Origin of the sequence: Streptomyces sp. NRRL B-1347 (assembly GCF_000720325.1) — a bacterium.
GTDB lineage: Bacteria > Actinomycetota > Actinomycetes > Streptomycetales > Streptomycetaceae > Streptomyces.
Map to the genome: position 1 here is coordinate 13,301 of NZ_JOJM01000051.1, position 25,721 is coordinate 39,021.

25 protein-coding genes are annotated in these 25,721 nt (G+C 72.2%); 12 read left to right on the forward strand and 13 right to left on the reverse strand.

The genetic code is table 11. The annotated features are described in order from the left end of the window. Positions 1-184 precede the first annotated feature (184 nt). The gene (locus IG74_RS48200; protein WP_051855783.1) at positions 185-2,080 is read left to right on the forward strand and encodes a CHAT domain-containing protein; all 1,896 of its coding nucleotides are present in this window, start codon (positions 185-187) and stop codon (positions 2,078-2,080) included. Between the two features lie 27 nt (positions 2,081-2,107). On the opposite strand, the gene IG74_RS0132320 is transcribed toward IG74_RS48200, so the two are convergent. The 5 genes from IG74_RS0132320 to IG74_RS46430 form a co-directional block, all read right to left on the reverse strand. Then, positions 2,108-2,755 carry a hypothetical protein gene (locus tag IG74_RS0132320; protein WP_030684502.1) on the reverse strand — a complete coding sequence of 216 codons (648 nt, stop codon included), beginning with the start codon at positions 2,753-2,755 and terminating at the stop codon, positions 2,108-2,110. A gap of 115 nt (positions 2,756-2,870) precedes the next feature. Further along, a complete protein-coding gene (locus tag IG74_RS0132325) occupies positions 2,871-3,203 on the reverse strand; it encodes an antibiotic biosynthesis monooxygenase family protein (protein WP_030684503.1) in 333 nt (110 codons plus the stop codon). 92 nt (positions 3,204-3,295) lie between these two features. Continuing rightward, the gene (locus IG74_RS0132330; protein WP_030684505.1) at positions 3,296-4,483 is read right to left on the reverse strand and encodes a 3-deoxy-7-phosphoheptulonate synthase; all 1,188 of its coding nucleotides are present in this window, start codon (positions 4,481-4,483) and stop codon (positions 3,296-3,298) included. 62 nt (positions 4,484-4,545) lie between these two features. Continuing rightward, on the reverse strand, positions 4,546-5,220 hold the full coding sequence (locus IG74_RS0132335; RefSeq protein WP_051855785.1) for an O-methyltransferase: 675 nt from the start codon (positions 5,218-5,220) through the stop codon (positions 4,546-4,548). Between the two features lie 82 nt (positions 5,221-5,302). Beyond that, positions 5,303-6,070: a hypothetical protein gene (locus tag IG74_RS46430; RefSeq protein ID WP_030684507.1), complete on the reverse strand. Its 768-nt coding sequence runs from the start codon at positions 6,068-6,070 to the stop codon at positions 5,303-5,305. Between the two features lie 590 nt (positions 6,071-6,660). Between IG74_RS46430 and IG74_RS0132345 the strand changes: the two genes are divergently transcribed. Further along, positions 6,661-8,325, forward strand: coding sequence for a class I adenylate-forming enzyme family protein (locus IG74_RS0132345; RefSeq protein WP_234334521.1), 1,665 nt, complete (start codon positions 6,661-6,663; stop codon positions 8,323-8,325). 20 nt (positions 8,326-8,345) lie between these two features. Here IG74_RS0132345 and IG74_RS0132350 read toward each other — a convergent pair whose 3' ends face one another. After that, on the reverse strand, positions 8,346-9,221 hold the full coding sequence (locus IG74_RS0132350; RefSeq protein WP_030684510.1) for a LysR family transcriptional regulator: 876 nt from the start codon (positions 9,219-9,221) through the stop codon (positions 8,346-8,348). A gap of 169 nt (positions 9,222-9,390) precedes the next feature. On the opposite strand from IG74_RS0132350, the gene IG74_RS0132355 reads away from it, so the two are divergent. The 4 genes from IG74_RS0132355 to IG74_RS0132370 are packed head-to-tail and all read left to right on the forward strand — an operon-like array spanning position 9,391 to position 12,943. Beyond that, positions 9,391-10,794, forward strand: a complete 1,404-nt coding sequence (locus IG74_RS0132355) for an MFS transporter (protein ID WP_030684511.1) — start codon at positions 9,391-9,393, stop codon at positions 10,792-10,794. A gap of 51 nt (positions 10,795-10,845) precedes the next feature. After that, on the forward strand, positions 10,846-11,454 hold the full coding sequence (locus tag IG74_RS0132360; protein ID WP_199818912.1) for a VOC family protein: 609 nt from the start codon (positions 10,846-10,848) through the stop codon (positions 11,452-11,454). Beyond that, positions 11,451-11,705, forward strand: a complete 255-nt coding sequence (locus IG74_RS0132365) for a hypothetical protein (RefSeq protein ID WP_030684513.1) — start codon at positions 11,451-11,453, stop codon at positions 11,703-11,705. The genes IG74_RS0132360 and IG74_RS0132365 overlap by 4 nt, the downstream gene beginning before the upstream one ends. Beyond that, positions 11,702-12,943, forward strand: a complete 1,242-nt coding sequence (locus IG74_RS0132370) for an FAD-dependent monooxygenase (protein ID WP_030684514.1) — start codon at positions 11,702-11,704, stop codon at positions 12,941-12,943. The genes IG74_RS0132365 and IG74_RS0132370 overlap by 4 nt, the downstream gene beginning before the upstream one ends. Before the next feature lie 67 nt (positions 12,944-13,010). Here the strand turns inward: IG74_RS0132370 and IG74_RS0132375 are convergent, their stop codons facing one another. From IG74_RS0132375 to IG74_RS0132400, 6 genes are all read right to left on the reverse strand, one after another. Next, positions 13,011-13,877 carry a LysR family transcriptional regulator gene (locus tag IG74_RS0132375; RefSeq protein WP_030684515.1) on the reverse strand — a complete coding sequence of 289 codons (867 nt, stop codon included), beginning with the start codon at positions 13,875-13,877 and terminating at the stop codon, positions 13,011-13,013. A 315-nt stretch (positions 13,878-14,192) separates the two neighbouring features. Further along, positions 14,193-15,194, reverse strand: coding sequence for a zinc-dependent alcohol dehydrogenase family protein (locus IG74_RS0132380; RefSeq protein WP_030684516.1), 1,002 nt, complete (start codon positions 15,192-15,194; stop codon positions 14,193-14,195). A gap of 70 nt (positions 15,195-15,264) precedes the next feature. Beyond that, a complete protein-coding gene (locus IG74_RS0132385; protein ID WP_030684518.1) occupies positions 15,265-15,972 on the reverse strand; it encodes an HAD family hydrolase in 708 nt (235 codons plus the stop codon). Next, positions 15,972-16,736, reverse strand: a complete 765-nt coding sequence (locus IG74_RS0132390) for a carboxymuconolactone decarboxylase family protein (RefSeq protein ID WP_234334522.1) — start codon at positions 16,734-16,736, stop codon at positions 15,972-15,974. Before IG74_RS0132390 ends, IG74_RS0132385 begins: the two co-directional genes overlap by 1 nt. Before the next feature lie 96 nt (positions 16,737-16,832). After that, complete coding sequence (locus tag IG74_RS0132395) at positions 16,833-17,558, reverse strand: AfsA-related hotdog domain-containing protein (RefSeq protein ID WP_051855787.1); 726 nt, start codon at positions 17,556-17,558, stop codon at positions 16,833-16,835. Positions 17,559-17,740: 182 nt separating this feature from the next. Then, on the reverse strand, positions 17,741-19,150 hold the full coding sequence (locus IG74_RS0132400) for a hypothetical protein (RefSeq protein WP_199818914.1): 1,410 nt from the start codon (positions 19,148-19,150) through the stop codon (positions 17,741-17,743). A 671-nt stretch (positions 19,151-19,821) separates the two neighbouring features. Between IG74_RS0132400 and panD the strand changes: the two genes are divergently transcribed. The 4 genes from panD to IG74_RS49865 all read left to right on the forward strand — a co-directional run bounded on the left by panD (position 19,822) and on the right by IG74_RS49865 (position 21,668). Further along, a complete protein-coding gene (panD, locus tag IG74_RS0132405; RefSeq protein ID WP_030684524.1) occupies positions 19,822-20,247 on the forward strand; it encodes an aspartate 1-decarboxylase in 426 nt (141 codons plus the stop codon). Positions 20,248-20,312: 65 nt separating this feature from the next. Beyond that, entirely contained in the window at positions 20,313-20,672 is a 360-nt protein-coding gene (locus IG74_RS0132410; protein WP_030684525.1) for a GNAT family N-acetyltransferase, read from the forward strand. Then, positions 20,669-21,319: an aspartate/glutamate racemase family protein gene (locus tag IG74_RS0132415; RefSeq protein ID WP_037826414.1), complete on the forward strand. Its 651-nt coding sequence runs from the start codon at positions 20,669-20,671 to the stop codon at positions 21,317-21,319. Before IG74_RS0132410 ends, IG74_RS0132415 begins: the two co-directional genes overlap by 4 nt. Before the next feature lie 148 nt (positions 21,320-21,467). Next, entirely contained in the window at positions 21,468-21,668 is a 201-nt protein-coding gene (locus IG74_RS49865) for a hypothetical protein (RefSeq protein ID WP_078869196.1), read from the forward strand. Positions 21,669-21,686: 18 nt separating this feature from the next. Here the strand turns inward: IG74_RS49865 and gndA are convergent, their stop codons facing one another. Continuing rightward, complete coding sequence (gene gndA, locus IG74_RS0132420) at positions 21,687-23,126, reverse strand: NADP-dependent phosphogluconate dehydrogenase (RefSeq protein ID WP_030684528.1); 1,440 nt, start codon at positions 23,124-23,126, stop codon at positions 21,687-21,689. 173 nt (positions 23,127-23,299) lie between these two features. Here gndA and IG74_RS0132425 point away from each other — a divergent pair, with 173 nt between their 5' ends. Then, positions 23,300-24,271, forward strand: coding sequence for an acetylxylan esterase (locus IG74_RS0132425; RefSeq protein ID WP_030684529.1), 972 nt, complete (start codon positions 23,300-23,302; stop codon positions 24,269-24,271). Between the two features lie 121 nt (positions 24,272-24,392). Then, positions 24,393-25,706: a transglycosylase family protein gene (locus tag IG74_RS0132430; protein ID WP_030684530.1), complete on the forward strand. Its 1,314-nt coding sequence runs from the start codon at positions 24,393-24,395 to the stop codon at positions 25,704-25,706. Positions 25,707-25,721: the final 15 nt, after the last annotated feature.

Below are 25,721 nucleotides of genomic sequence, written 5' to 3' on the forward strand. Positions count from 1 at the left end.
CCCTCCCCGACCGGGCTCCCCCTGGGGTCAGTGTGACAGGTGAGGTTGATACTTCCAACACCCTTATGACGTGCGGTACTTGACACCCTCAAGGGCTACCGGCCGGTTCGGTGCCGGAGTCCCGCCCCGGGCACGGCGTGGGACATACTGGCGGCGAGGCCGGGGCTTCGGGGGAGGGCCGCGTATGGAACTGGGCGCGCCTCTCAGTGACTTGTACGTGCTGGCCCTGCGGGTGGCCGACCGCAGCGTCGCGGTGGACACCGCGGTCGAGGTGGCTCGATCCACCGGGACGCCGGACCTCGACGAAGCCGCGCTGGCCGTGGTGGCCCGCGTCTGTCACGACCTGCTGGACGACGACCCCGATCACGCCTATTTCTTCTCGCGGTTGGTCCTCGAACTGGCCGCGGCCCGGTGGGACCGGGAGCGGGAGTCACCCTGGTGGACCGTCGCCGATCTCTTCGTGGAGATCACTCGGCTGAGCCTCGAAAGAGTGCCCACGACCGACCGGATGATGTTCGCGCTCGGTGTGGCGTCGCAGCAGATCCATGTCTCGGAGCGGATCATCGCCCGACTGAACCGGCGCGGTGGGCGGTTCTCCCGGCACGGCCGGATCGCGCTCGCGGACGAGAAGGCGGCGCTGGCCGCCACCTTGCAGGCCGCGGGGTGGCTGGTGGCAGGACCGTACTGCGTCGTCCTGGACCCCGAGGACATGGAGGGTTCCTTCCTGCAGTGGGTCTGGCCCTACCGGCTCTGCGGATTCACCGCCCTCGACGCGGCCGACGGGCAGCCCGTCGACTGGCCTGCGGACGGGCGGCTGCTGAGCAGTCCCGTCGCGGGGATGCCGGGCGCGCACGACATGCTGCCGATGGCGATGGGCTACCTGGACCGGGCCCTGCGCACCGGACCGGCGAGGTTGCGGACGGAGTGTCAGATCAAGAGGGCCCGCGTGGCGGCGCTGCGAGCCGTGGCCGAGCCGGAACGCGCGGCCGAGCACTGGCGGGTGGCCGAGGCGGCGGCCGACGAGATCAGCGACGCCCACGTGCCGCTGCACGACAAGTGGCACTTCCTGGAGGCGCTGGCCCCGGTGTGGCGGCACCGCGGGCGCGCACCCCGGCGCCGGCTCCGCAGCGACCTGGAGGGACCGGCCCGCGGCCTGCGCGACGGCGGTTCCGCCGACGCTCGCCTGGGCCTTCTCTCCGTCCTGTCGGCCGTGGTCCACCCCGATGACCTCCCCGAGCTGTGGGAGGAGGTCCACGCGGCGTACGCGGCCCCCGACGGCCTCTCGCTGCACCCGGAGTTCTGGGGGCGGCTGGCCCACAGGACCGTCGAGAACACCTTGCGCTGCCCGGCCGATGCCCTCGCGTACGGCGAGCTCATCCCGGCGGTCGAGGCCGAGTGCGACCGGCAGCGGATGCCGCCCCGCGCGCGTGCCGCGACGCTCGCCCACGCCGCCCTGCACGTCCGCGACGACGACCTCGACGAGGTGATCCGGCTGCTGTGCCGGATCGACCGGTACGACCGGGGGTTCGCCGACACCTACGCGGCGATGCTGGAGTGGGTCGTGCTGACCCGGCGCACGCGGTACGCCAAGCGCTGCGCCGCGGCGGGGGAGTACGACACCGCGCTGTCGCAGTACCTGGCGGCGATGGAACCGGCGACGCGCTTCGCCGCGCGGCACCGGCGGGCCCTGGGTGCCGCACGGCCCGCTTGCGTGTTCCTGGAACCCGACGAGGACGGGGAGGGGCGGCTGTTCGCCCACCAGATCCTCACGCTCGACCTGCGGGGCGTCGAGCTGGTCACGCTGAGCGCCTGCGAGTCGGCGTTGGGCCGCTACGACGCCAACGACAACCACCGGGGCCTGCCCGCCGCGTTCCTGCTGGCCGGTGCGGCCACCGTGATCGGCGCCCTCTGGCCGGTGACGGCCGCGGCCGCGACGCTGTTCTTCGAGGAGCTGTACAGCCACCTCGGGCAGGGTCACCCGAAGCGCGACGCGTTCCGCCACGCTCAGCGGCGCACGCGGCGGGCGTTCCCCGAGTACCGGGACTGGGGGGCGTTGACCTTCATCGGCCACTGGCGCTGACGTCGGCGCCGCGTGCCCTTCTCCCGGTCAGGGCAGGGACAGAGACTTCACGTCCGGCGTCAGCAGGGCGGTGTAGCCGATGACGCCCACGCGCTTCTTGTTGACGGCGGCCGCCGCCGAGAGCTCCACCTCGCCCCTGGTGTCAGGGGGCATCTCGACGATCGCCGTGAGTTCGTAGATGCCGTCGAGGCCCTGGCCCGACCGCCTGGTGAGCTCCCATTGGACGGTTCCCGTGCGCGTCCCGCGGGCCACCAGGTAGGGCTCCTCCCGCGGGCGTTGGGAGCCGGTCTCCGCCTGGGACTGCACCAGCCCGAAGCCGGCGGTGACCGACACCCTGGAGTCACGTGTGCCGGACGAGGCGAGGCGCAGGGGCGTGGGGTCCAGGAACAGGGTCCGGCCGTCCGCGGGGTGGGCGACCGCCTTCACCGCCACCGAGGTGAGCGGTTCACCCGGCCGGGGGTCGAGGTTGAGGGGCAGCACCATCCGGCGGAAGCGGGACACGTCCGCGCGTTCCAGGGCGTAGGCCCGAGTGGTCTCCGACGCCGAGGCCGGATCGAAGGGGATCGTGAACGGCTTCCCGAAGTAGACGACTCCGCGCTCGGGTTGACCGTTCTGAGTCGAGTGCAGCACCGGACGCGGCACCAGCTCGATGTCGATCCATGCGACGTCCGCCACTCGCGTTCCCCCGCTCCCGCACCCACCGCGACGAAGAATCTCCTGAGTCTAGCCCGGAGGCGGCACCGCGCCGCCCGGTGGACGGGAGACGCGGTGCCGGACGGCGGGTGAGCCGTCAGCTCTCCGGGTGGTGGACGGCGAAGACCGTGTACGTGTGCGGGTCGGGCGTGCCGAGCGCGGCGGCCCGGTCCCGGTACACCTGGACGTCCGGGTCACCCATGGTGGCCTTGATGTCGGCCTTGCTGCGCCACTGCGCGAAGTAGACCAGGCGCTTGCCGTCACGGCTGGTCATGATGTTGACGGAGATGCAGCCGGGCCGGTGGCGGATGAACTTCTCGGCGCCTTCGCTGAGCACCTCGGCCAGCTCCTGCTGCTGCTCCGGCTCCACTTCGAACACGTTGATCATGGCGAAGGTGCCGTCGTCGGTGCGGATGATGGTCTCGGTCATGGGAGCAGGTGCCTTTCGTCGTCGATGGGTACGGTTGATCAGTCGTCGGAAGCGACTCGGGGGAGGGGCGGCGGGAGGACGTCCGGCACCCCTCAGACAGGGGCCGTGGCCCATGCGCGGGCCACCTCGACCGCCTGCGCCGGGTTGAGCCGTGGGTCGCACAGGGAGGCGTGGGCGGCCGGGGCGGCCTCGGCGTCGAGTTCGGCCGGGTCCGCCCAGACGCACTCGGCCACGTCGTGCGGCGTGGTTTCGAGGTGCAGCCCCGCGGGCGTGCCACCGGCCGCGGCCACCACGTCCAGGAAGGCGCGGACCTCCGCGACCACCGTCCGGACCGAACGGACCTTGACGCCCGAGGGCGACTTGACGGTGTTGCCGTGCAGCGGATCGCACAGCCACGCCACCCGGTGCCCGGCCGAGCGCACCGCGGTGACCAGCGGCGGCAGCGCGGTACGGACCTTCGCCGCGCCCATCCGGGAGATCAGCGTGAGCCGCCCCGGCTCCCTGCCGGGGTCGAGCCGCGAGCACAGGGCGAGCAGGTCGTCCGGCCGGGTCGTCGGCCCGACCTTGCAGGCGACCGGGTTGGCCACCTGCGCCAGCATCCGGGCGTGCGGACCGTCCGGGTGGCGGGTGCGCTCACCGATCCACGGCAGGTGCGTGGAGGCCAGCAGGACGTCACCGGCCGCGGTGCGCCGCAGCAGAGGCAACTCGTAGTCGAGCACCAGCGCCTCGTGACTCGTCCACACCGGTGCCCCGGTGGGCAGGGTCCAGTCACTGGTGCGCTGCCGCAGATACGTCACGGCGCGGTGGGCGGCGTCGTAGCACTCCAGCAGGCGCCGGGGGTCCGGGCGGCGGGCCTCGGCGGTCGGCTCGGGGCCGTTGACCAGATGGCCGCGGTAGACGGGCAGTTCGACGCCGTCCACGCGCTCGGTGGTGGCGCTGCGCGGCTTGGCGAACTGACCGGCGATCCGCCCGACGCGCACCACCGGCCGGCCGGTGCCCGCCACCATCACCCCGGCCAGCGCGTCCAGGAGGCCCGCTTTGCGCAGGACCGTCGCCGGTTCGCACTCGGCGGGGTCCTCGGCGCAGTCGCCCGCCTGGATCACCAGGTAGTGGCCGCCCGCGGCCTCGGCGAGCAGGGTCCGAAGGAGCCGGACCTCCTCGCCCGTGACCAGGCCCGGAAGGCGGGCCAGCTCGGCGCGGGCCGCCGCGACCTGGACGGAGTCGGTCCAGTCCGGCTGCTGCGCGGCCGCGCCGAGGTCACGCGGGAAGTCCTCGTCCAGATCGTGGAGGGGGACCTCGGCGGCGAGCGGGCGGAGCGGATGTCCGGGGCGCGAGAGTCCGATCACGGGAGCCGCCGCGCCATGGTGAGGCCGTCGGCGACGGCGAGCATGACCAGTTCCACGCGCTCGTCCTCGCGGGCGTGCTCGTTGAACGCGTGCACGGCGGCCGCCTTCTCGCCGGGGAACTCGTCGATCACCTGGCCGCTGAAGAGCGTGTTGTCGACCAGGATCAGCGCACCGGGCCGCATCCGCGGGACCAGCTCCTCCCAGTAGTCGACGTAACCGGGTTTGTCGGCGTCGACGAAGGCGAGGTCCAGGTACGGCTCGGCAGGCAGGGCGCGCAGGGTGTCCACGGCCGGGCCGAGCCGCAGCTCGACGCGGTCGGCGACACCGCCACGGACCCAGAACTCCCGGGCAAGGGCGGTCCATTCGGCGGAGACGTCACACGTGAGCAAGGAGCCGCCGGTGACGAGGCCGCGGGCCAGGCAGAGCGAGGAGGAGCCGGTGAACGTGCCCACTTCGACGACGTTCCGGGCACCGAGGAGCCGCACCAGGAAGGTCAGGAGCGCGGCCTCCTCCGGGGCGACCACCATGTGTGCCTGATCGGGTGTCAGCGCCCGGGTGCGCTCCGCCAGTTCCAGGAGGAGCGGGTCGGGGGTCATCCTGCCCTGGGTGAGCAGATAGTCGTGCAGCTCTGATGTGAGCGCGATGTTCCTGAGAGTGTCGTTCCGCAGCACGGGGTCTCCCGGTGGTGGTGAGAGGAATGGGTCCGCGGGCCGGGGTGAAGGCCGGCCCCGCGGGGTGCGTCCGGCGGGCGGTTCAGGTGCCCGTGCCCCTGGCGGACAGCCAGGCCGCGTAGACGCGGCGGACCGCATCGGCCGGACGGGGCAGACCGGCGGTCGCGGCGCGCAGGTCGCCCGCGCAGTGCAGTTCGAAGCGCCGTTGGCCGGGACAGTGGTGGTTGCGGACGAAGTAGGTGACGGTGGAGCCGTGGGGGCCGCCCTCGTGCGGGTTGTGTCCGCCGCCCTCCCACAGCAGCCCGGCCTCGGTGCGCCAGGTGGTGACGAGCCGGGACAGCAGCGGCGAGGAGGGCCGGGCCAGCACGAACGCGGTGTGGTTCTCGAAGCCGCACGCGGCTTCGGTCGCCGCGATCCGTTCGTCGAACGCACCGCTGTCGCGGGGGAAGAGGAAGACCTCGACCGCGGCGTGCCGCCGCCCGTCCGGCAGGTGGAGCCGCAGCCGGGTGATGTGCACCTCGCAGTCGGCCGGATCCAGTCCGTGGCGCTCGGCAAGGCGGGCGCGCACCACGGTGCTGGGGACGGTCGGCGAAGGAGCGAGGCCCCGCGCTTCCAGGTGGCGCAGTCCCGCCGCCAAGGTGCGGGGGAACAGCAGGACCGCGCAGTGGTCGAAGACGCACTCGCGCTCGGTCAGCGCCGCCGCGGTCCCGTGCGGCGCCAGCGGTGCGACGAGTGCGGACGCCGGTGCGGTGCTGGCGAACCGGGCGTCACGTATCACTTCCTCCAAGCGGTGCAGATCCGTCTCGGTGAACGCCCCCGCTCCGGCCGAACCGTCAGCCGGACGGGTCATTTGCTCGGCGATTCCAGAGGAACTTACGAAAGTCATTGGTGCCTCCTGCCGTAGAGCTTCCGGAATTCTGTGACGGAATCCCACGCTGAGGCAAGGGCGTTCAGATGCCGCCCGCATTCCGTTGCTCGAAAAGGGCGTACAGGCCGCCGTGGCACCCCTGTCACCTGGGAGAACGCGACAGTTCGAGGGTTCCGATGGCGTGCTTCGACAGGGGCGATCGATCTACGGGAGGCAGTTATCGCGAATTCTGGAAGCGGACTCCCCTCTTTCTGTATTGATGTTCCTTGTGGGCCGCGAAGCCCCCGCCCGCCGGCCTCCGAGTGTCAAGCTGCGACGATGCGGCTGGTGGGGGCGATTCCGCGGCTCGTCGTCATCGACGGGAGCGGACGATCCGCGGGTGAAAGCCGGATGAAGATTCCCCGTACGCCGCTGGCAAGGCCCCTGTATGGGGATTTCTTATCGCACGTCGACGGCGTGCGGACCATAGAGATTCCTTATCGGGCGGCGCTGGACGAATGGATCGGGCGCCGCACAGAATCCGTATGCGCAAGACAGCGTCCGCATCGCTCTGCCGCTACGGAGGTTTCTTTGTGAACGCTCCCCCTGTCCGTACGAAATCCCTGCCGGTGTCTCTCACGTTCACCGACGCCCTGGAACGCGCGGCCGCCCGCCGTACGGAGCCCGCCGTGTGGGACGGCGGCCGGTGGCGGACCTGGCGGGACTGCCTGGACCAGGCCGAGCGCACCGCGGCCGCGCTGCACCGGCGCGGCGTGCGAGGCGGCGACGTCCTGGCGGCCCGGCTCCCCAACTCCTGGGAGCTGGTGGTGCTGCACGCCGCCGCCGCCCGGCTCGGCGCCCCGCTGCTGCCCCTGCACTCCGCCTACGGAACCCGCGAGACGCAGCGGCTGATCGAGCAGTCGGGCGCGGTCGCCCTGGCCGCCGCGGCAGTCGTGCGGGGCGATGACCGCGGCGAGGAGATCTCCCTCCTGCGCGAGCGGTGCCCCGGGCTGCGGCACCTGTGGGTGTCGGCGACGGGCGCCGTCCGCCCCCGGGCCGACGGTCTGCCGGACCTGCCGGACCTGCCGGACCTGGCGGAGCTGTTCGCGGAGGACCCGGGCCCGGAGACGCCGCTGCCGCCCGCGCCGACCGACCCGCGGGCTCCGCTGGTGCTGCTCGCGTCCTCGGGGACGACGTCCCAGCGGCCCAAGCTGTGCGTCCACAGCCACGGCGGGCTCCTCGGCAACGCGGCGGCCGTGGCGGCGGACGGTTGCTTCGGCGCCACCGACACCATCGTGTCGGCGAGCCCGCTCAGCCATGCCTTCGGACTGCTGTCCGTGCACCTCGCCCTGGTCACCGGCGGAGCCGTCGGCCTGTTCGACCGCTGGGATCCGGGTAGGTTCGCCGCCGCCCTGGACACGGTCGGCGCCACCGCCGCCTTCGCCGTACCGGCCCAGCTGCGCGACCTGCTGGCCCTGCCCCCGGACGACGTGGGCACCCGCACCCCGACGCTGCGGGAAGTCCGCACCGGAGGGGCGCCCGTGCCCCGCGAACTGGCCGAGGGCGTGCGCCGCACCCTGGGGGCACACCTCGTCGTGCAGTGGGGGATGACCGAGGTCGGAGCCGGTACGTACACCCGCGCCGACGACCCGCCCGAGGCGGCCGGGACCATCGGAAGGCCTGCCTCCGGCGCACAGGTGCGGATACGGCGCCCGGACGGCGAGCCGGCCGCGCCCGGCGAGACCGGTGAACTCCAGTACCGCAGTCCCCACATGTTCCGCGGCTACTACCGCGACCCGGAGCTGACCCGGGCCGCGCTCACCCCGGACGGCTGGCTGCGCACCGGCGACCGGGCCGTCCTCGAGCCGGACGGCTCGGTGGTCTACCGGGGCCGCGCCGACGAGCTGATCAACCGGGGCGGGCTGAAGTACAGCGCACTGGAAGTGGAGGAACTGCTCGACGACCTCCCGCAGTTGGCGCAGCACGCGGTGGTCGCGCGCGCCGACCCGCGGCTCGGCCAGCGCGCCTGCCTGATCGTGGCGCTGCGCCAGGGCGCGTGCGTGACCCTGGACGACATCACGAGCCATCTGGCGGCCAAGGGACTCGCCACCTACAAGCTCCCCGAACAGCTGGTCGTGGTCGACGAGTTACCCACGACGGTCACCGGCAAGACGGCCCGCGCCCGGCTGCGGGCGATGCCCCTGCCACCCCTCCCCGCGCGGCCCCCGCGGCGCGGCACGGCCGGGCGGCGCCGGTGACCGGCGGGCGCCGGGCCGCCTCAGGAGGCCAGCTGTCCGCGCAGCACCGACTGCAGACCGGCCAGGTTCGGGTTGGACGAGTTCCGGTCGAGCCACGTCATGGTGATGGACGTGCGCAGGGACGCGTCGTCGACCTCGACGACGGCGATCTCGCCCCGGCGCTCCTGGGCCCGCACCGCGAGGGACGGCAGCAGGGCGCAGCCCATGCCCGCGGCCACACACGCGCTGAGGGTGCCGATGCTCGACACCTCCGCGACCGGCTCCTTCGCGGTCGGGCCGGAGAAGGAGTCGTCGAACATCTGCCGGAAACCGCAGCCGCGTTCGGTGGCGAGGAAGGGCTCCGCCGCCAGCTCCCCGAGCCCGACCCGGTGGCGCGCGGCCAGCGGGTGGTCCGGCGGGGTGATGACCACCAGCGGTTCCTCGCCCAGGGTCTCGGCCCGCAGCCCCGCGTCCTTCGGGGCGTCGCCGAACGTCAGGCACACGTCGAGGTCGCCCCGGCGCACCGCCTTGTACAGCTCGCCCCGGTTGTCCTGAGTGATCCGTACCCGTGCCTCCGGATGCAGCGTGCGGTAGCGCGCGAGCACCTCGGGCAGCAGATACAGACACACCGTCTCCAGCGCGCCCACCGCGACCTCCGAGTCCGGTCGGCTCACCGCCCAGCGCGCCTCCTCCATCAGCTTGAGGATGCGCTCCGTGTACTCCGACAGGGCCGTGCCCTGCGGCGTCAGCCGGATCTGCCGCTGCGAGCGGTCGAGCAGCTCGACCCCGAGCTCGCGCTCAAGGGCCTGGATCTGGTCGCTGACGCTGGACTGCGCGTAGTGCAGCTCGCGGGCCGCCCGGGTGACGCTGAGCGTCCTGGCGACCGCATCGAACGTCCGAAGATGCCGTAACTCCACGTCTCGGCTCCCCCTCTCGAACATCGATCGGCTGAGCCGATGCTACCCATAGGGCATTCCCGTCGTCACCGGCGGCAGCGCGCCTTTCGGTTCCGCTTGAATGGAATGCAACTCCGTCAACTCCATTTGTACGGCGGCCCTTTGCGCTTTCGAAACGAAGGAGAGAAACATGTCGACGCAGGCGGAAGCCGTTTCCGTCGCACCGGCGCGAATCGAGAAGCCCTCGGCGACCCTGCTGATCGGACTCTCGCTCGGCTACTTCATGGTCCTGCTGGACACGACGATCGTCGCCGTGGCGCTGCCCGCCATCTCCGGTTCCCTGCACGTCGGCCTCAGCGGCCTGCAATGGGTCACCAACGGCTACACGATCACCTTCGCCGCGCTGCTGCTCACCGCCGGCTGGCTGTCCGACCGGCTCGGCGGCCGCAGGGTCTTCCTCTACGGCCTCGTGGCCTTCGGCGTCCTGTCCGGCATCTCCGCCGCGGCCGACTCCCTGGGCGCCCTGGTCGCCCTGCGCCTCGCCCTGGGCGCGGCCGGTGCGCTGATGCTTCCCGCCTCGCTCGCCGTGATCACCAACGCGTACAGCGACCCGGCCGACCGCGCCCGCGCCGTCGGCAACTGGGCGGCGATCACCGGGGTGGCGCTCGCGGCGGGCCCCCTGGTCGGCGGTGCGCTCACCGACTCCGTCGGCTGGCGCGCGATCTTCCTCATCAATGTGCCGCTGGCGCTGATCAGCTTCGTCATCACCCTGCGCCTGGCCCCGGAGACCCCGCGCAAGCAGCGCAGCGGCCTGGACATCACCGGCCAGCTCAGCGCCGTCGTCACCCTCGGCGCACTGTCGTACGCGCTGATCGAGGGCCCGGACAAGGGGTGGGGCGGTGGCCCGGTGGTCGGCGCCTTCGTCCTGGCGGCCCTCGCGGCCGCGGTGTTCGTCGCCGCCGAGTCACGGGCGAAGGACGCGGCGATGCTGCCGCTGCGCATGTTCCGCAGCCGGGGCTTCTCCACCGCGTTGGGCGTGGGTCTGATCGCGAACTTCGGCCTGTCCGGACTGCTGTTCGTCCTTTCGCTGTTCTTCCAGGAGGGACGGCACTACTCCTCGCTCAGCGCCGGCCTCGCCTTCCTGCCGCTGACCCTGCCCACCGCCTTCAACCCCATCTACACCGGGCGGCTCGTCGGCCGCATCGGCCCGCGCCGCCCGGCCGCCTTCGGGTTCGTCCTGATGGGCGTCGGCGCCCTGCTGCAGGCTCCGTTCACCGGCGACTCCGGGCTCGACCTCGGCATCACCGTGGTCGGCCTGCTGGCCTTCGGCTTCGGCGTGTCCTTCGCCCTGCCCGCACTGGTCGCGGGCATGGCGAGTTCGGTACCGGCCGATCTGGCCGGCATCGGTGCCGGCGCGCTCAACTCCGCCCGCCAGGTCGGTGCCTCCCTCGGCGTCGCCGTCCTCGGCGTGGTGCTCAACCTGTCCTCGACCAGCGCCGACGGCACCAGGTGGGCGCTCGTCGTCGGCGGTCTGAGCCTGCTGTTCGGGTCGGTCGTCGCCTGGACCGGACTCAAGGGCCGCACCGCGAGCTGAACCGGACCCGGCACCGGCCCGCAGCGCCCCGCCCCCACCCCAGGAGGAGCCTTGACTTCCGTCTCACCGTCCATCCGCCCCGGGGCCGACGCGCCGGCCCCGCACGTCCACGGGGTCGACCATCTCGCGTACGTCACCTGGAAGCCCCGCGCCACCGTCGAGTTCTACACCCAGGCCCTCGGAATGCCCCTGGTGCACGCCATCACCGCCAACGGCTGGGTCACCCATGACTACCCGGACTTCGTGCACTTCTTCTTCGACGCGGGGGCGGGCAACCGCATCGCCTTCTTCTACTACTTCGGCCTGCCCGAGGAGACCGCCCCCAGCGACCTCATGCACCGCTCCCGGCACGTGGCCTTCCACGTCGAGACGGAGCGGGAACTCCACGCCTGGCGCGAGCGGTTGAAGGCGCACGGCATCCGCGTCACCCCGCCCCTCGCCCACGAACTCATCGAGTCGATCTACTTCGACGACCCCAACGGCATCCAGCTGGAGATCACCCGCCCCCTGCGCGCGATGTCCGGCATCGACGCCCGGGACGCCGCACTGACGGTCAGGGCGCTCGTCGACGTCGCCGAGTCCCCGCGCCCGTCGGTGGAATCGCTGTGGCGGCGCAAGGCGGAACTGATCCGCAAGCGCATGGAAGGAGCCGATCTGTGAGCCTCGCCCTGTACGTGCTCGACGTACCCGAGTTCCAGCCCGTGGTGCGCGCCGCCGGGGCCGCGGGCCTGACCCCACGCCAGGTCGGTGACTACATCGAGCTGCGCACGGACGCGCCGGAGGCCGTGCTCCGCCGCGCCGACGCGGTGATCCGCACCGCGGTGTGGCACGCGGCCCTCACCGGCGGCCTCGACGGCCGCATCGTCAGCTTCACCTCCGACACCCTCCACCTCGCCAAGGAGACGGGATGAGCGCGCGCACGGGCAGTTCCGAAAGCCACCCGGTCCTCGTCGTGGGCGCGGGCCCTGCGGGCCTCAGCGCCGCCCTGGCCCTGCGCGCCGCCGGCCTGCCCGCCGTGGTCCTGGAACGCCGTACGGAGGGCGCCGTTCGACCCGGCAGCCGCGCCGCCTATCTGCACGGTGCCTCGCTGCGCGAACTGGAGCGGCTCAGCCCGGGACTCGGCCACGAAGTGGCCGGCCGCGGCCTGCTCTGGGCGACGAAGCGCTCGTACTGGGCGGGCAAGGAGATCTACGTCCGCACCTATCCGCAGTCGACGCGCGAGGGGCTGCCGCACTTCACGAGTCTGCCGCAGGTGATCACCGAGGACCTGATGGTCGCCGCCTGCCGCACGCGGGGCGTGGCGTTCCACTGGGACGTGGAGGTGACCTCGGCGCGGAGCACCCCCGAGGGTGTCCTGCTCACGGACTCGGCCGGACGCGAGTGGCGGGCCGACTACGTGGTCGCCGCCGACGGCTCGCGCTCCGTGCTGCGCGCCGCGACCGGCAGCCCGCTGGAGGGGCCGCGCTCCCGGAACACCTTCGTGGTGGTCGACCTCGACGACGATCCGGAGCACAACCCCCTGCCGAGGGAGCGGACCTTCCACTACCGGCACCCGGACCTCGGCGGCCGCAATCTGCTGACCCTGCCCTTCGCGGGCGGGTGGCGGGTCGATCTGAACCTCCTGGTGCACGACGATCCGCACCGGTTCCTCTCTCCGGAGGGCCTGCGCCGCTGGATCCCGCGGGTCCTGCCGGCGGCGTACGGCGAACGGGTCCGCTGGGTCTCCACGTACCGGTTCGCCCAGCAGGTCGCCGCCGACTTCACGGACGCCCACCGGCGGATCCTGCTGACCGGCGAGGCGTCCCACCTGTTCGCCCCGTTCGGCGCCCGGGGCATGAACTCCAGCATTCCCGACGCGGTCCGGGCTGTGGGGGCGGTGGTCCAGGCGCTGGAAGCGGGCCGTGACCGGGCCGCCGCCGGGGCGGCCGTCAGCCGCTTCGCCGCGGAGCGCAAGGAGGCGGCGGTGCACAACCGCGCCTGCGCCAGTGCCGCGCTGGACCACATGCTGGCCCGTCGCCCCTCCCTCTGGCTCCGGCAGCGCGCCGCGGCAGCGGTCGCCACGGCGGGCCGCAGGGCGGGCGCGTGGCTGGACTCCGCGCCGTACGGGCCCAAGCTGGCCGCGCGCGGGGCGGCCCGCAGCACGTACTGAACGGCAGCGGATCCACCTCCGGCGACCCGGTCGCGCGCGGGGGAGCGGGGACCGGCCCCGCGTCCGCTCAGGGCGGGGAGACGGGTGAGCTCTCCAGGATGGTCCGGGCCGCGGTCCGCGCCGCGTCCACGACGGACTCGCGGACCGTGGCGGAGAGGGCCAGGTACACCGGCAGGGGCGCGGGCGCGGCTCCCAGGACGCCGGGCGGTGCCTGGCGGATCGCCGGTTGCTTCACGTGGGTGTCCGCGCCGAGGGCCGTGTAGGCCAAGCCGGCCTGGACGGATGCCAGCAGGGTCAGCGGGTCGGAGCACCCGGTGAGGGAGTACCAGGGGACGTTGTTGCGGTTGAGGGTCTCGGTGATGTGCAGGCCGAGCGCCGAGCCGCCGCCGAGCAGGGCGACGGGTATCCGCCTTCCGGCCGTGAGCGGGGCGCGGCCGAACCAGTCGAGCCGCAGCCGCCCCAGGAGCTCGGAGCGGGGGGTGGCCGTGCCGAGCAGCACCGCCGCTTCGAGTTTCCCCGTGCGGACCCCGTCGGCGAGCGCGGCGCTCTGGCCCGTGACCATCGAGCACCGCACCTGGGGCCGCTCCACCGCGAGCCGGGTGAGCATCGTGCCCAGCCCGTCGGCGAGGTGGGTCGAGCAGCCCATGGTGAACGAGTCCCGGCTGGACAGCGCCGACACGCGGCTGAGGACGTCGTTGTTCAGCATGAGGACGCGCCGGGCGTGGGCCACCAGTTCCCGGCCGGCCGGGGTCAGACGCGGGGGCCGCTTGGCGCGCTGGAAGACGGGCGCCCGGACGATCGACTCGAGGCGCTGGATCTGCTGGCTGATGGTCGGCTGCGTGACGTGGAGCGACTGTGCGGCCCGGGAGAATCCGTCCTCGTTGACGACGGCCAGCAGAGTGCGGAGAAGTTTCACTTCGATGTCGCGCTGCATCGTTGACTCACACCTGTTCCGGTGGTGACGGTGTCGTCCGCCCCTTGGGCCCACCCTGCCGGTGAGCACGGACGATCCACCGCCACCTCCTTGTGGGACCTGCTGCCTCGACGGGCGGCAAGTCCCACTATGAGTCGTCCGGCCGATGCGTTGCCATCCCTGTCGGCACAACGGAGTTTCCCGCCCGCACGACGCGTTGACCAGCGAGTACGGCGGGTAGGGCGGCCATATTTACCCTGTGGGAGAAAGCCGCCCTACCCTGGCGGTCGGCGACGGTCGGCGCTGCGGGACCCGGCCCGCGTCCTTCCGCGGAGTTCAGCCCGCGTCGACGACGACCTTGCCGACGTGTGCGCCGGACTCCAGGTACCGGTATGCCTCGTCGATCTCGTCGAACCCGAATCGCTTGTCGATCACTGGCTGCAGTGCGTGCCGCTCGATCGCTCGGTTCATCTCCTCGAACGACTCCCGGCCGGCGTTGGTGAGACCTCTCAGGGTGAGCTGCTTGGCGAGCACCAGCAGCGGATCGATGCCGCTTCCGTGCGTCAGCACCCCCACGACGCTGATGTGCCCGCCCATCCGGGCGGCCTTGATGGACTCGGGGAGGGTTCCCGCGCCCCCCACGTCGACGACGTGGTCGACACCTCCGGCCGTGAGCTCGGCCGCGGCGGTTCCCCACCCGGGCGTCCGCACGTAGTTGATGACGTCCGTGGCGCCGAGCGCCCGCAGCGTCTCCAGCTTCCTGTCGGAGCTGGAAGTGGCGACGACCCGGGCACCGGCCAGCGACGCGAACTGCAGAGCGAACGTCGAGACACCGCCGCTGCCCAGGGTGAGCAGGCTCCGGCCGGGCGTCAGCCGGCCTTCCTCCACCACGGCTCGCCACGCGGTGAGACCCGCGCTGGGCAGGGTGGCGGCCGCACCGAAGTCGAGGTGCGACGGCACGGCGACGACGGCGTCCTCGTCGAACGTCACGTACTCCGCCAGCACACCGTCCACCGCGCCGCCGAGCTCCTCCGCGGTCTTGCCGGGGGTTCCCGGACCCGAGAGCCACCGGGGGAAGTAGAGGCCGACGACGCCGTCGCCCGGCGACCACCGGGTCACGCCGGTGCCGACCCGCACGACCTCGCCCGCCCCGTCGGAGAGCGCCACCACGTCGGGCTTCACCGGCTTCGGGTACAGCCCTTTCGCGATCATCAGGTCACGGAAGTTGACCGACCATCCGCGCATGCGGATGAGTATCTGGCCGGGCCCGGGTTCGGGGATGTCGCGTTCCCGCTGAACCAGGCCGGCACCTGGCTTCGCCACGCAGAAGAACTTCACGATCGATCCAAGTCTCGAAGAGGGAAAGGGAAAAGAGGGGGAAGGGATGGGGGAGATGAGGAGGAAGGCGTCACGTCGTCGTGTTCCAGTGGCTCGACGTGGCGAGTTCCCCGTCGACGCGTTCCAGCAGGTGCGGCGTGACCTCGCTGAGCGAGCCGACGATGTGGCGCACTCCGGCCTCGGCCATGAACCGGCGCTGGCGCCGATGCGCGGCACTGCTGGGGAAGCCGATGAACCCGGAGCCGTGTTCCCGCGCGGCCTCGGCCACCCGGCTGACGTCGTCGATGAAGACCGCCTCGTCGAAGGCGCAGCCGATGACGTCGCGCACGATCCGAGCGACGCCCGGCCTGTGCTCGTTGATGCTCACGTAGGGGTGCTCGGGATCGAGGAGGTCCACCACGTGCCCGAGGTGTCGGTCGAACGTGTGCTGCCGGTCCCGCCCGCCGTAGCAGAGCACGCGGACGTCGAGGTTCCGCAGCGACGCCAGGAGGTCCACCACGCCGTCGTTGACCGTGATGGGGTGCTCGCGCAGATACTGCTCGCGCTCCGCCCAGATCGCCGCGAGCACGTCCGGGACCGGCTGGTCGAGGCCGCACAGCCGCCCGATGCGTTCGGCGACGGCCACGTCCCGCAGGCCGACGATGTCCCGCTCGGCCCGCGCGTCGTAGCGGCCGCCGTGGCGGGTGACGAAACGCTCGATGACGGCCAGGTAGGTGTCGTTGATGAGGACGCCGTCGCAGTCGACCGCGACGAGACGAATCTTGCGGATCCCGTTCATCAGTCCTCGACGCGGTCCGCGAACACTTGCCGCGCCACTGCCATGGCGTTGAGCGCTGCCGGGAATCCGGCGTAGAACGCCACGTGCAGCACCGTCTCGACCACCTGCTGCCGGGTGCCGCCGACGTTCAGCAGGCCGTGGATGTGCACCTTCAGCTGCGGCAGTGCCGAGCCGAGCGCGGTGCAGGCGGCCACCGTGACGATCTCCCGATGGCGCAGGTCCAGGTGCGGCCGGGGGTAGATCTCACCGAAGGTGAACTCGATGATGTACCGCGCGAGGTCGGGTGCGACGTCCTGGAGGGCCGCCGCCACCTGTTTGCCCGCGTCTCCGTCCACTTGCTCCATGACGGCCAGGCCGCGGGCGTACCGGTCGTCCGCCGCGCCTGACGACCGTTCGGGGGCCGCTGCGTCTTCGTCGGACGGGCCGTCCGCTTTCCCCGGTTCGGCGAGCAGATCCTTCGCCGCCAGGAGCGCGTTGAGCACGGCCGGGAATCCCGCGAACGAGCTGACCTGGATGATGGATTCGATGATCTGCCGCCGGTCGCAGCCGACGTTCAGCGCGGCTTTGACGTGGAACTGGAGCTGCGCGGACGCGTAGCCGAGAGCGGTCAGTGTGCCGATGGTGGCCAACTGCCGTTCCGCCAGGGTGAGTCCTTCCCTGTGGTAGACCTTCCCGTAGATGAACGCGACGCACTGCTCGCCGAACGCGCCCTCGTCCACGCTCTCGAACAGGTCGAGAACCGCCGGGCGTTCCAGTTCGCCCATCCGCTGTATCAGATGCAGTCCCCGATCGAAATCCGACCTCGGTGCGGACCCCTGCGTGTCGACCATCTGCCGCTTCCTTTCTCCGCCCCTCAGGGCCTATGCGTCCGGGTCCAGCTGCGATCGAGCCGCCCCGGTTGCCTTGCGGTGTTCCAGGACGTCTATGCGTTCCTGCTTGACCATGGAGTACTCGATTTCGGCCCTGGCCACGACTCCGCCGTTCTGGCACGCCGATGCCGTCGTACGGAACCGAAGGTTGGACTTCTTCTCCCCGTCGAACTCGGTGATCTCCGAGCGCACTTCCGCGTGCAGCGGGAAGAGGAAATTGTCGAAGCTGATGTCGATGCGGTGCCAGATTCCCGCATAGCCGCACGAGGGCAGTCCTGGCCGGTGACTCGTCTCGAACTGCGCGGTGCAGATCTGCCGCATGGCTTCGACGATCAGCATTCCCGGCACGTGCCGCGTGGCGTGATGGTCCAGCAGGTGTTCGTTGTCCCTGTGGATGCGGAGCCCGGCCGCACAGTGCGTCTTCGAGAAGTTCCGGAGATCCGCGAGCAGGACGTTCTCCGCGCGATGCTTGTGCACCACGGGAGGCCGTACCGGCCGGGAGAGGGGAAGGTCCGGGGCCGCGAGGCGCATTCCCGAGCCGTTCTCGGTCACGCCGCCGGCCAGCAGCGCGTCCAGATCGGATCGCTCGATTCCCTGACCGAGGTGAAGCATCCATTCTTCGCGGGCCCGCTCAGCCCTGGTGGCGGCCAGCGCGATGCACTCCGAGACCGTCAGCACCTGCTCGCCGTCGGCGAACTGCGCGAACCTGTCCGCCACCAGAATGACATGCCGTAGGGCACCCTCCCCGTGTTCGCCTTCCGGTCGTGACCGACCCGGTCGGCCTCGATCCAGTCGATCTCGATCCGGTCGGCCTCGATCCGGTCGACCCCGGTTCGCGGCGGCGCCCGCCGATTCGTACCGCACGATGTTCCCCCTTCGACACCGGGCCCGCCCCGGTGTCACACAGACATTTGCGCGCTCGACAAGGAATCCATCAGGTCCCGGGCGGCCTTGGAGCGATGCCACCGCGGGGCGGCGAGTTCCGCGGCCACCGCCTTCAGCACCGCTCGCACCATGTCGGGCTGTCCGCCGACATCCGTGGAGAGGAACGGTTCGAGCTCGGCGGCAGCGCCGTCCAGCTCGTCCAGTCGCAGCCGGGCACGGGCCCTCTCGATCTGGATCATCAGCTCCATCACCTCCCACCGGTGCTCCGGCGCCAGTGCCCCGTATGCCTGGCGCGCGGTGTGGAGTTCCTTCAGAGCGAGATCGGTACGCCCCACCGAAAGCAGTGAGGTGCCTGCCATGTAGTGCCGCCGGTCCTTGCTGATGTTGAAGAACCGGTCCTCGTCGGCGATCGTCGGGTCGACGTCCTCGATCCTCGCCCACCGTCCGATGGCGTCGAGGACCCGCTGCTCGGCCTGGACGGATGCCCACCCTCGTGCCTCCGCGAGGATCAGGGGCCCGTCGGCCATCCCGGTGCCGGCCTCGGCGGCAAGGCCGTCCGCGGCGAGACGGGCGGACTCGGCGCCGTTCCCCGCCCAGTACTCCACCCGCGCCTGAGCGGTGCGGACCCACCGCCGCGCGAGCTGGTCATCGGCGTACTGGTAGTAGAGCCAGGCCGCGGAGTTGAGTTCCTGCGCGGTGCCGTACCGCCCCAGATCCGCCGAAGTCCAGGCCATCATCGCGCAGCACTTCGCGCTCATCACATACAGATCGCGTGTCTGCTTCGGCCTCTGCCGGTTCTTCAGCAGGGCGGCGACTCGCTCGCGGACCAAGGACAACTGGCGGAGCACGGATGCGGGTGGCGCGTGTGCGTAGGCGTTGCCGAGGTAGTTCATGTCGGACCACAGGTCGTCCAGCTGGACGTCGTCGACGTTCGTCTTCGTCAGAACCATCGCCTCCGCCAGCACGTTCTCCCCGGCGGCCGCGGTCGCGCGCGGGGGCGCGGACACCGCGGTTCCCTGCGGCTGATGCGTGGTCACCGCACCCGGCGGCGCGCCGGACTTTCCCGCCGCGGCAGCGTGGTACTCGGCGAGATAGCCGGGCGGCAGCCGCTCCAGATCGCAGAGGTCGAGAAGGTCCCGGAAGTCCGTGCCGTACACCTGGGCCAGGATGCGCAGCGCGGGCAGGGTCGGCCGGACGCCGCGGTCCGGCCACTGCTCGTACTCCCAGATGCGAGAGCCGCGCATGCCCGCTCCCGCGTCCCCGCGCACGACGTTGTAGTGACGGGCCGCCTGGTCGAGGGACAGGTCCGCCGCCAATCGCCATGCGGTGCGCGGGCGGATCTGGCATTTCGCGATCAAGTGTTCCGCGACGTGGGTGCGGATGACCTCGCCGGGAAATCCCAGGGCGGCCAGGCGATCACGCAACTGCCTGCGATGTTCTTTGCTTCCGGGTTTGGCCTGCCGACCCATTCCTCCTCCAACGATGCCGACTGTGCTGTGCGTGGGGATGTGGCGCCGAGGGGACGGAAGGATCCCTGTCGGCGTACGGAAAATTGATGCTCCGTCACGGCAGTGGCAACTGGGGAGGGTTTCCCTACCGGAATCGACTGTACGAAGCGTGGTGGAGGCACTCAATGACGTTCTTCCGCTGTCGACAGGAATGAGCCAGCTTCCCGGTGCGGCAGAAACCAATTAGGGCGGTTCCGGTTCGCCGCTGATCAGCCGTAAGAATCGGAACTCTCCCAGGAGGGGCAAACGGGCAGGCGGTACCCGCAGGTGGACGTTGGCAGGAAGGCCCCCTGGCGCCATATCCCCGGCGTGTCGGTCCCCACCGTACGAGCCGAAATGGTGTATGCCGCCGCCGATTGGGCCGGAAAGGCCGATCTCGCCGTGTGCCGATCAAAGACTACGCATTCTTTGCAGGGTTATGGGCGAGTCCTTACCGTCATGCGGAGGGCGACGGAGCGGGCGTGGCCCCGGGGCATTCCCGCCGCCCGGCGGGGGCTGACCCGGGCACGCGGCGGGATGTAAGGTGCGGCCGTAGCCCTTGACCTGCAAAAAGGCAGGCAGGGAGCCCACACCCCAGGAGTACTCCGATGCTTCGCACCATGTTGAAGTCAAAGATCCACCGCGCCACGGTGACCCAGGCCGATCTGCACTACGTCGGCTCCGTCACCATCGACGCCGACCTCCTGGAGGCGGCCGACCTGCTGCCCGGAGAGCTCGTCCACATCGTCGACGTCACCAACGGCGCCCGCCTGGAGACGTACACCATCGAGGGCGAGCGCGGCAGCGGCGTCATCGGGATCAACGGCGCGGCCGCGCACCTCGTGCACCCCGGCGATAAGGTGATCGTCATCAGCTACGCCCAGGTCGACGACGCCGAGGCCCGCACCCTGCGGCCGCGGGTCGTGCACGTCGACGAGGGCAACCGCGTCGTGGCCCTCGGTGACGACGCCGCCGCACCGGTGCCGGGCGCCGCCGACATGGCGCGCTCCCCGCAGGCGGCGGCGCGCGCCTAGCGGCACCACGCGACAGCGGCACGGCCATACGGCGCCCGGCCGGGGCGCGGCGAGGAGCGGCGACGATGAGTGACACCGCGGCGGCCGGGCGGCCGTTCGGCATCCGGGACGACAGGGCGCGCGGCGTCCTGCTCGCCGAGGAGGACGGGCAGACCGTCGGCCGGATCGTCTACTTCACCCTGGCCGCGCCGGAGCCCGCCCTCGTGCCCGTGCACACCGAGGTGCCGCCCGCCCACGAGGGCCGCGGCATCGCGAGCGCCCTGGCCACGGAGCTGTACGCGCTCGCGGCCCGCGAGGACCGCGCGGTCGTGCCGCTGTGCCCGTACGTCGCCAAGTGGGCGGAGCGCCACCAGGTCCCGGCGCCCTCCGCCGCGCTCGTCGAGGCCGCGCTCGCCAAGGTCGAGGACGACCCGTCGACGTGGTGACCCTCGCGCTCCTGCACACCTCGCCCGTCCACGTGCCGGTCTTCGACGCGCTCCGGGACCAGGACCAGCCGGGCCTGGCACTGCGCCACCTCGTGCACGAGGGGCTGCTCGACCGCGCCCGCGACGAAGGGCCCGACGCCGTCGCGGACGAGCTCGGGCAGATCCTGGAACGGGCCGTGGCCGACGGCGCGGGCGCCGTGCTGTGCACCTGCTCGACGATCGGCGGCGTCGCCGAGGCCCGCGCCGCCGCGCTCGGCGTGCCCGTGCTGCGCGTCGACCGGCCCATGGCGGCCGCCGCCGTCACCGAGGGCCCGGCGGTCACGGTCCTCGCCGCGGTCACCAGCACCCTCGCGCCCACCGCCGCCCTCCTGGCGGAGGAGGCCGAGCGGGCCGGGCGCAGGATCGACGTGCGCACCGTCGTGGTGGACGGCGCGTGGGAGCGCTTCGAGGCGGGGGACCGGGACGGGTATCTGCGGCTGATCGCCGCCGCCGTCGAGCGGGCCGACGCCGACGGCGCCGATGCCGTCGTGCTCGCCCAGGCCTCGATGGCGGACGCCGCCGCCCGCTGTGCCGTGCGGGTGCCGGTCCTCGCGAGCCCGCGCACGGGTCTGCGCGCCGCCGCCCTGTGCGTGCCGCGCGGCTCCTAGCGCGCCGCGCGCCCCGTCGGGAGGAGTGGACTCGGCGCGCGTGGGCACGCGAGCCGGGAGAGAGTGGGGGACGGCGGCCTCCGCGGCGCCGCGCGCGGCCGTCCCGCCGGAAGGTGCCGGCCGCCTCCACCCACCCCTGGGAGGAAGCATGACCAACCCGTTCCCCGACCCCGTCCAGCCCGGCCCCACTCCGGGCCCCCGCCCGGAGCCGCCGCCGGGGCCCCCGCCAGGACCGGGGCCCGCCCCGGGCCCGGTGCCCGTGCCGCAGCCCCCGCCGTCCCCGGTGCCCAAGCCGCCGGGCCCGGACCCCGTACCGGATCCGGACCCGACGCCCGAGCCGATGAGCTAGGCCCGCTCCGCGCGAGGGCTACGCCTCGACCTCCGAGCGGTCGCCGCCCCACAGCGTGTGGAACGAACCCTCGCGGTCCGTACGGCGGTAGGTGTGCGCGCCGAAGTAGTCCCGCTGCCCCTGCGTGAGCGCGGCGGGCAGCCGCTCCGCGCGCAGCGCGTCGTAGTAGGCGAGGGCCGCGGCGAAGCCCGGCGCGGGCACGCCCTGCTGGGTCGCGGCGACGAGCACGGCGCGCCAGTCGTCCTGCGCCGCGCCGATCTCGCGCGCGAAGCCCTCGTCGGCGAGGAGGCTCGGCAGGTCGGCGCGCGCGTCGTACGCGGCGCGGATGCGGTCGAGGAACGCCGCCCGGATGATGCAGCCGCCGCGCCAGATCGAGGCGACCGCGCCCAGGTCGATGTCCCAGCCGTACTCCGCGCTGCCCGCCGCGATCTCGTGGAAGCCCTGCGTGTACGACACGATCTTCGAGGCGTACAGCGCCTGCTCGACGCGGTCGGCGAAGGCCGCCGCCGCCTCCTTGGACAGCGGTTCCGCGACCGGGCCCGCCAGGTCGCGCGAGGCGGCGCGCAGCTCCGTGTGCCCCGAGACGGAACGGGCGAACACCGCCTCCGCGATGCCCGACACCGGCACGCCCAGGTCAAGGGCGATCTGCACGGTCCAGCGGCCGGTGCCCTTCTGCTCGGCCCGGTCCGCCACGACGTCCACGAACGGCTTGCCGGTCGCGGCGTCCACGTGCGCCAGGACCTCGGCGGTGATCTCGATCAGATAGGAGTCGAGCCGCCCCCGGTTCCAGGTGCGGAAGATGTCGGCGATCTCGGCGGGGGAGTAGCCCGCCACCTCGCGGAGCAGCTGGTACGCCTCGGCGATCAGCTGCATGTCCGCGTACTCGATGCCGTTGTGCACCATCTTCACGAAGTGGCCTGCGCCGTCCGGGCCGATGTGCGCCGTGCAGGGGCTGCCGTCGGCGGCCTTCGCGGAGATCTTCTCCAGCATCGGGCCGAGCGCCGCGTACGACTCCGCGGAGCCGCCGGGCATGATGCTCGGGCCGTTGAGCGCGCCCTCCTCGCCGCCGGAGACGCCGGTGCCGACGAAGTGGATGCCGAGCTCGCGCAGTTCGCGCTCGCGGCGCCGGGTGTCCGCGAAGTGCGCGTTGCCGCCGTCCACGATCATGTCGCCCGGTTCGAGGAGCGGTGCGAACTCCTTGATGACGGCGTCCGTCGGCTCGCCCGCCTTCACCATGACGACGAGGCGGCGCGGCCGCTCGAGGGCCGCCACGAAGTCCTTCGCGGTCTCCGTGTAGACGAACTCCCCCTCGTCGCCGAACTCGTCGACGAGCGCGCGGGCCTTGGCCGCGGTGCGGTTGTGCACGGCGACCGTGAAGCCGTTGCGGGCGAAGTTCCGGGCGAGGTTGCGCCCCATCACCGCGAGACCCGTGACGCCGATCTGCGCTGAACTGCTCATGTGCTAGCTCCTGGGTTCCTGGAAATCCGACGTACCGCGACCGCCCGGCACACCGCCTGACCTGCCGGGCACGTCATGGGTGACGCATGTGTCGTAGGTAACGCGTCTGCCCGTCAGTATCACTCCGCGGCGTACCGTGACCTTGGACACCGTGCCCGAAGGAGGAGCCGCCCGTGCCGCATTTCGACCTGCCGCTCGACCAACTGCGCCAGTACCACCCGGACCTGCCGGAACCCGAGGACTTCGACGCCTTCTGGGAGAAGACCCTCGCGGCCGCGCGGGAGCACGACCTGGACGTCCGGTTCGAGCCCGTGGACGTGCCGCTCGCCTCGGTCGACGTCTTCGACGTGACCTTCGCGGGCTTCGGCGGTCACCCCGTCAAGGGCTGGCTGCTGCTCCCGGCCGGGGCGCGCGAGCCGCTGCCCGCCGTGGTCGAGTACATCGGGTACGGCGGCGGGCGCGGCCTGCCGCACGAGCGACTGCTGTGGTCGGCGGCCGGGTTCGCGCACTTCATCATGGACACGCGCGGGCAGGGCAGCGGCGGCTCGGTAGGCGACACCCCCGACCCCGTGGGCAGCGCGCCGGCGTACCCCGGCTTCCTGACGCGCGGGGTCGAGGACCCGCACGAGTACTACTACCGCCGCGTCTTCACGGACGCCGTGCGCGCCGTCGAGGCGGTGCGCGCGCATCCGCTGGTGGACGCCGCGCGCGTGGCCGCGGTCGGCGACAGCCAGGGCGGCGGCATCACGCTCGCCGTCGGCGGGCTCGTGCCGGACCTCGCCGCGATCTCCCCGAACGTGCCGTTCCTGTGCGACTTCCCGCGCGCGGCGACGCTCACCGCCCGGCCCCCGTACCGGGAGATCGGACTGTACCTGGGGGCGCGCAGGGGGCGCGAGGACCGGGTGTTCCGCACCCTCTCGTACTTCGACGGCGTGCACTTCGCGGCGCGCGGCCGGGCGCCCGCGCTGTTCTCGGCCGCTCTGGAGGACGAGACGTGCCCGCCGTCGACGGTCTTCGCCGCCTTCAACGCCTACGCGGGCAGCGAGCGGTCCATGGAGGTCTACCGCTTCAACGACCACGAGGGCGGGGGCGTCTTCCTCCAGGATGTGCAACTCCGGTGGCTTCCGGGGCATTTGAGGAACTGACCAGTTCAACGCCCTCTGCGCGCCCTCCTCTTGTCACAGTGACGGCCGACCGGCTAGCTTGCGGCCTTGTCCTGTGGCTGACGTGTGACCTTGCGTACAACGCGTGTCTGAGGGGGCTTTCATGGCCTTACGAGGCCGGCATCGCCGGTACCAGCCGAGCCGGATCAACCGTGCCTCGCTCACCGTCACGGCGGGCGGCGCGGGCCTCGCGCTGCCCCTGGTGTCCGCGGGCACGGGCCACGCGGCGGACGTCGACACCTGGAACAAGGTGGCCGCCTGCGAGTCCACGAACAACTGGAGCATCAACACCGGCAACGGCTTCTACGGCGGACTGCAGTTCACCCAGTCCACCTGGGAGGCCTACGGCGGCACGGCGTACGCGCCGCGCGCCGACCTCGCCACCAAGGACCAGCAGATCGCCGTCGCCGAGAAGGTCCTCGACGGGCAGGGCCCCGGCGCCTGGCCCGTGTGCTCGGTGCGGGCGGGCCTGACCCGGGGCGGCGACACCCCGGACATCAAGCCCGCCACGGCACCCCAGAAGCGCACGGGCACGGCGAACGACGCCAGGGCGGAGGGCGGCCGCACGGCACCGAGGCCGCCGCAGCGCACCGTCAAGGACGTCAAGCCGGAGTCCACCCCGCAGTCCGCCGCGGGCACCGCCCGCATGTACACGGTGGTGCGCGGCGACACCCTCTCCGGCATCGCCGACGAGCGCCGGGTGCGGGGCGGCTGGCCGCAGCTGTACCAGAACAACCGCCGTGCCATCGGCGACGATCCGGACCTCATCACCCCGGGCCAGCGGCTCTCGCTGCGCGGCGCGGACGGCAAGGAGAAGCGGCCCGCCCGGCCGCCCGAGCGCAGGAAGCCGGAGGGCACGGAGCGCCCGGACAAGCGGCCGGTGCGCGCGCCCGAGAAGCAGCGCTCGCACCCGCAGGCCAAGCCGCAGGAGCGGAAGCAGGCCAGGCCCGCCCCGAAGCGCGACACGGCACCGGCGGGACAGCGGAAGGCGAAACCGGCCGCACAGGCGCAGTCGGGCGCCACCGCGCCCGTCGCCGCCTCGATCGGCACGCCCTACCGCGCCTCCGGCAGCTCCTGGTCGAAGGGCTACCACACGGGCGTCGACTTCCCCGTGCCCACGGGCACCGCGGTGAAGGCCGTCGCCGCGGGCACGGTCGTCGAGTCCGGCTGGGGCGGCTCGTACGGCTACCAGGTCGTGATCCGCCACGCCGACGGCAGGTACTCGCAGTACGGCCACATGTCGGCGCTCTCGGTGAAGGCCGGGCAGAAGGTCGTCCCGGGCCAGCGCATCGGCCGCTCCGGATCGACCGGCAACAGCTCGGGCCCGCATCTGCACTTCGAGATCCGCACGGGCCCCGGCTTCGGCTCGGACGTCGACCCGCTGGCCTATCTGCGGGCGCGCGGCGTCCGCATCTGAGGCGCCCGCGCCGCG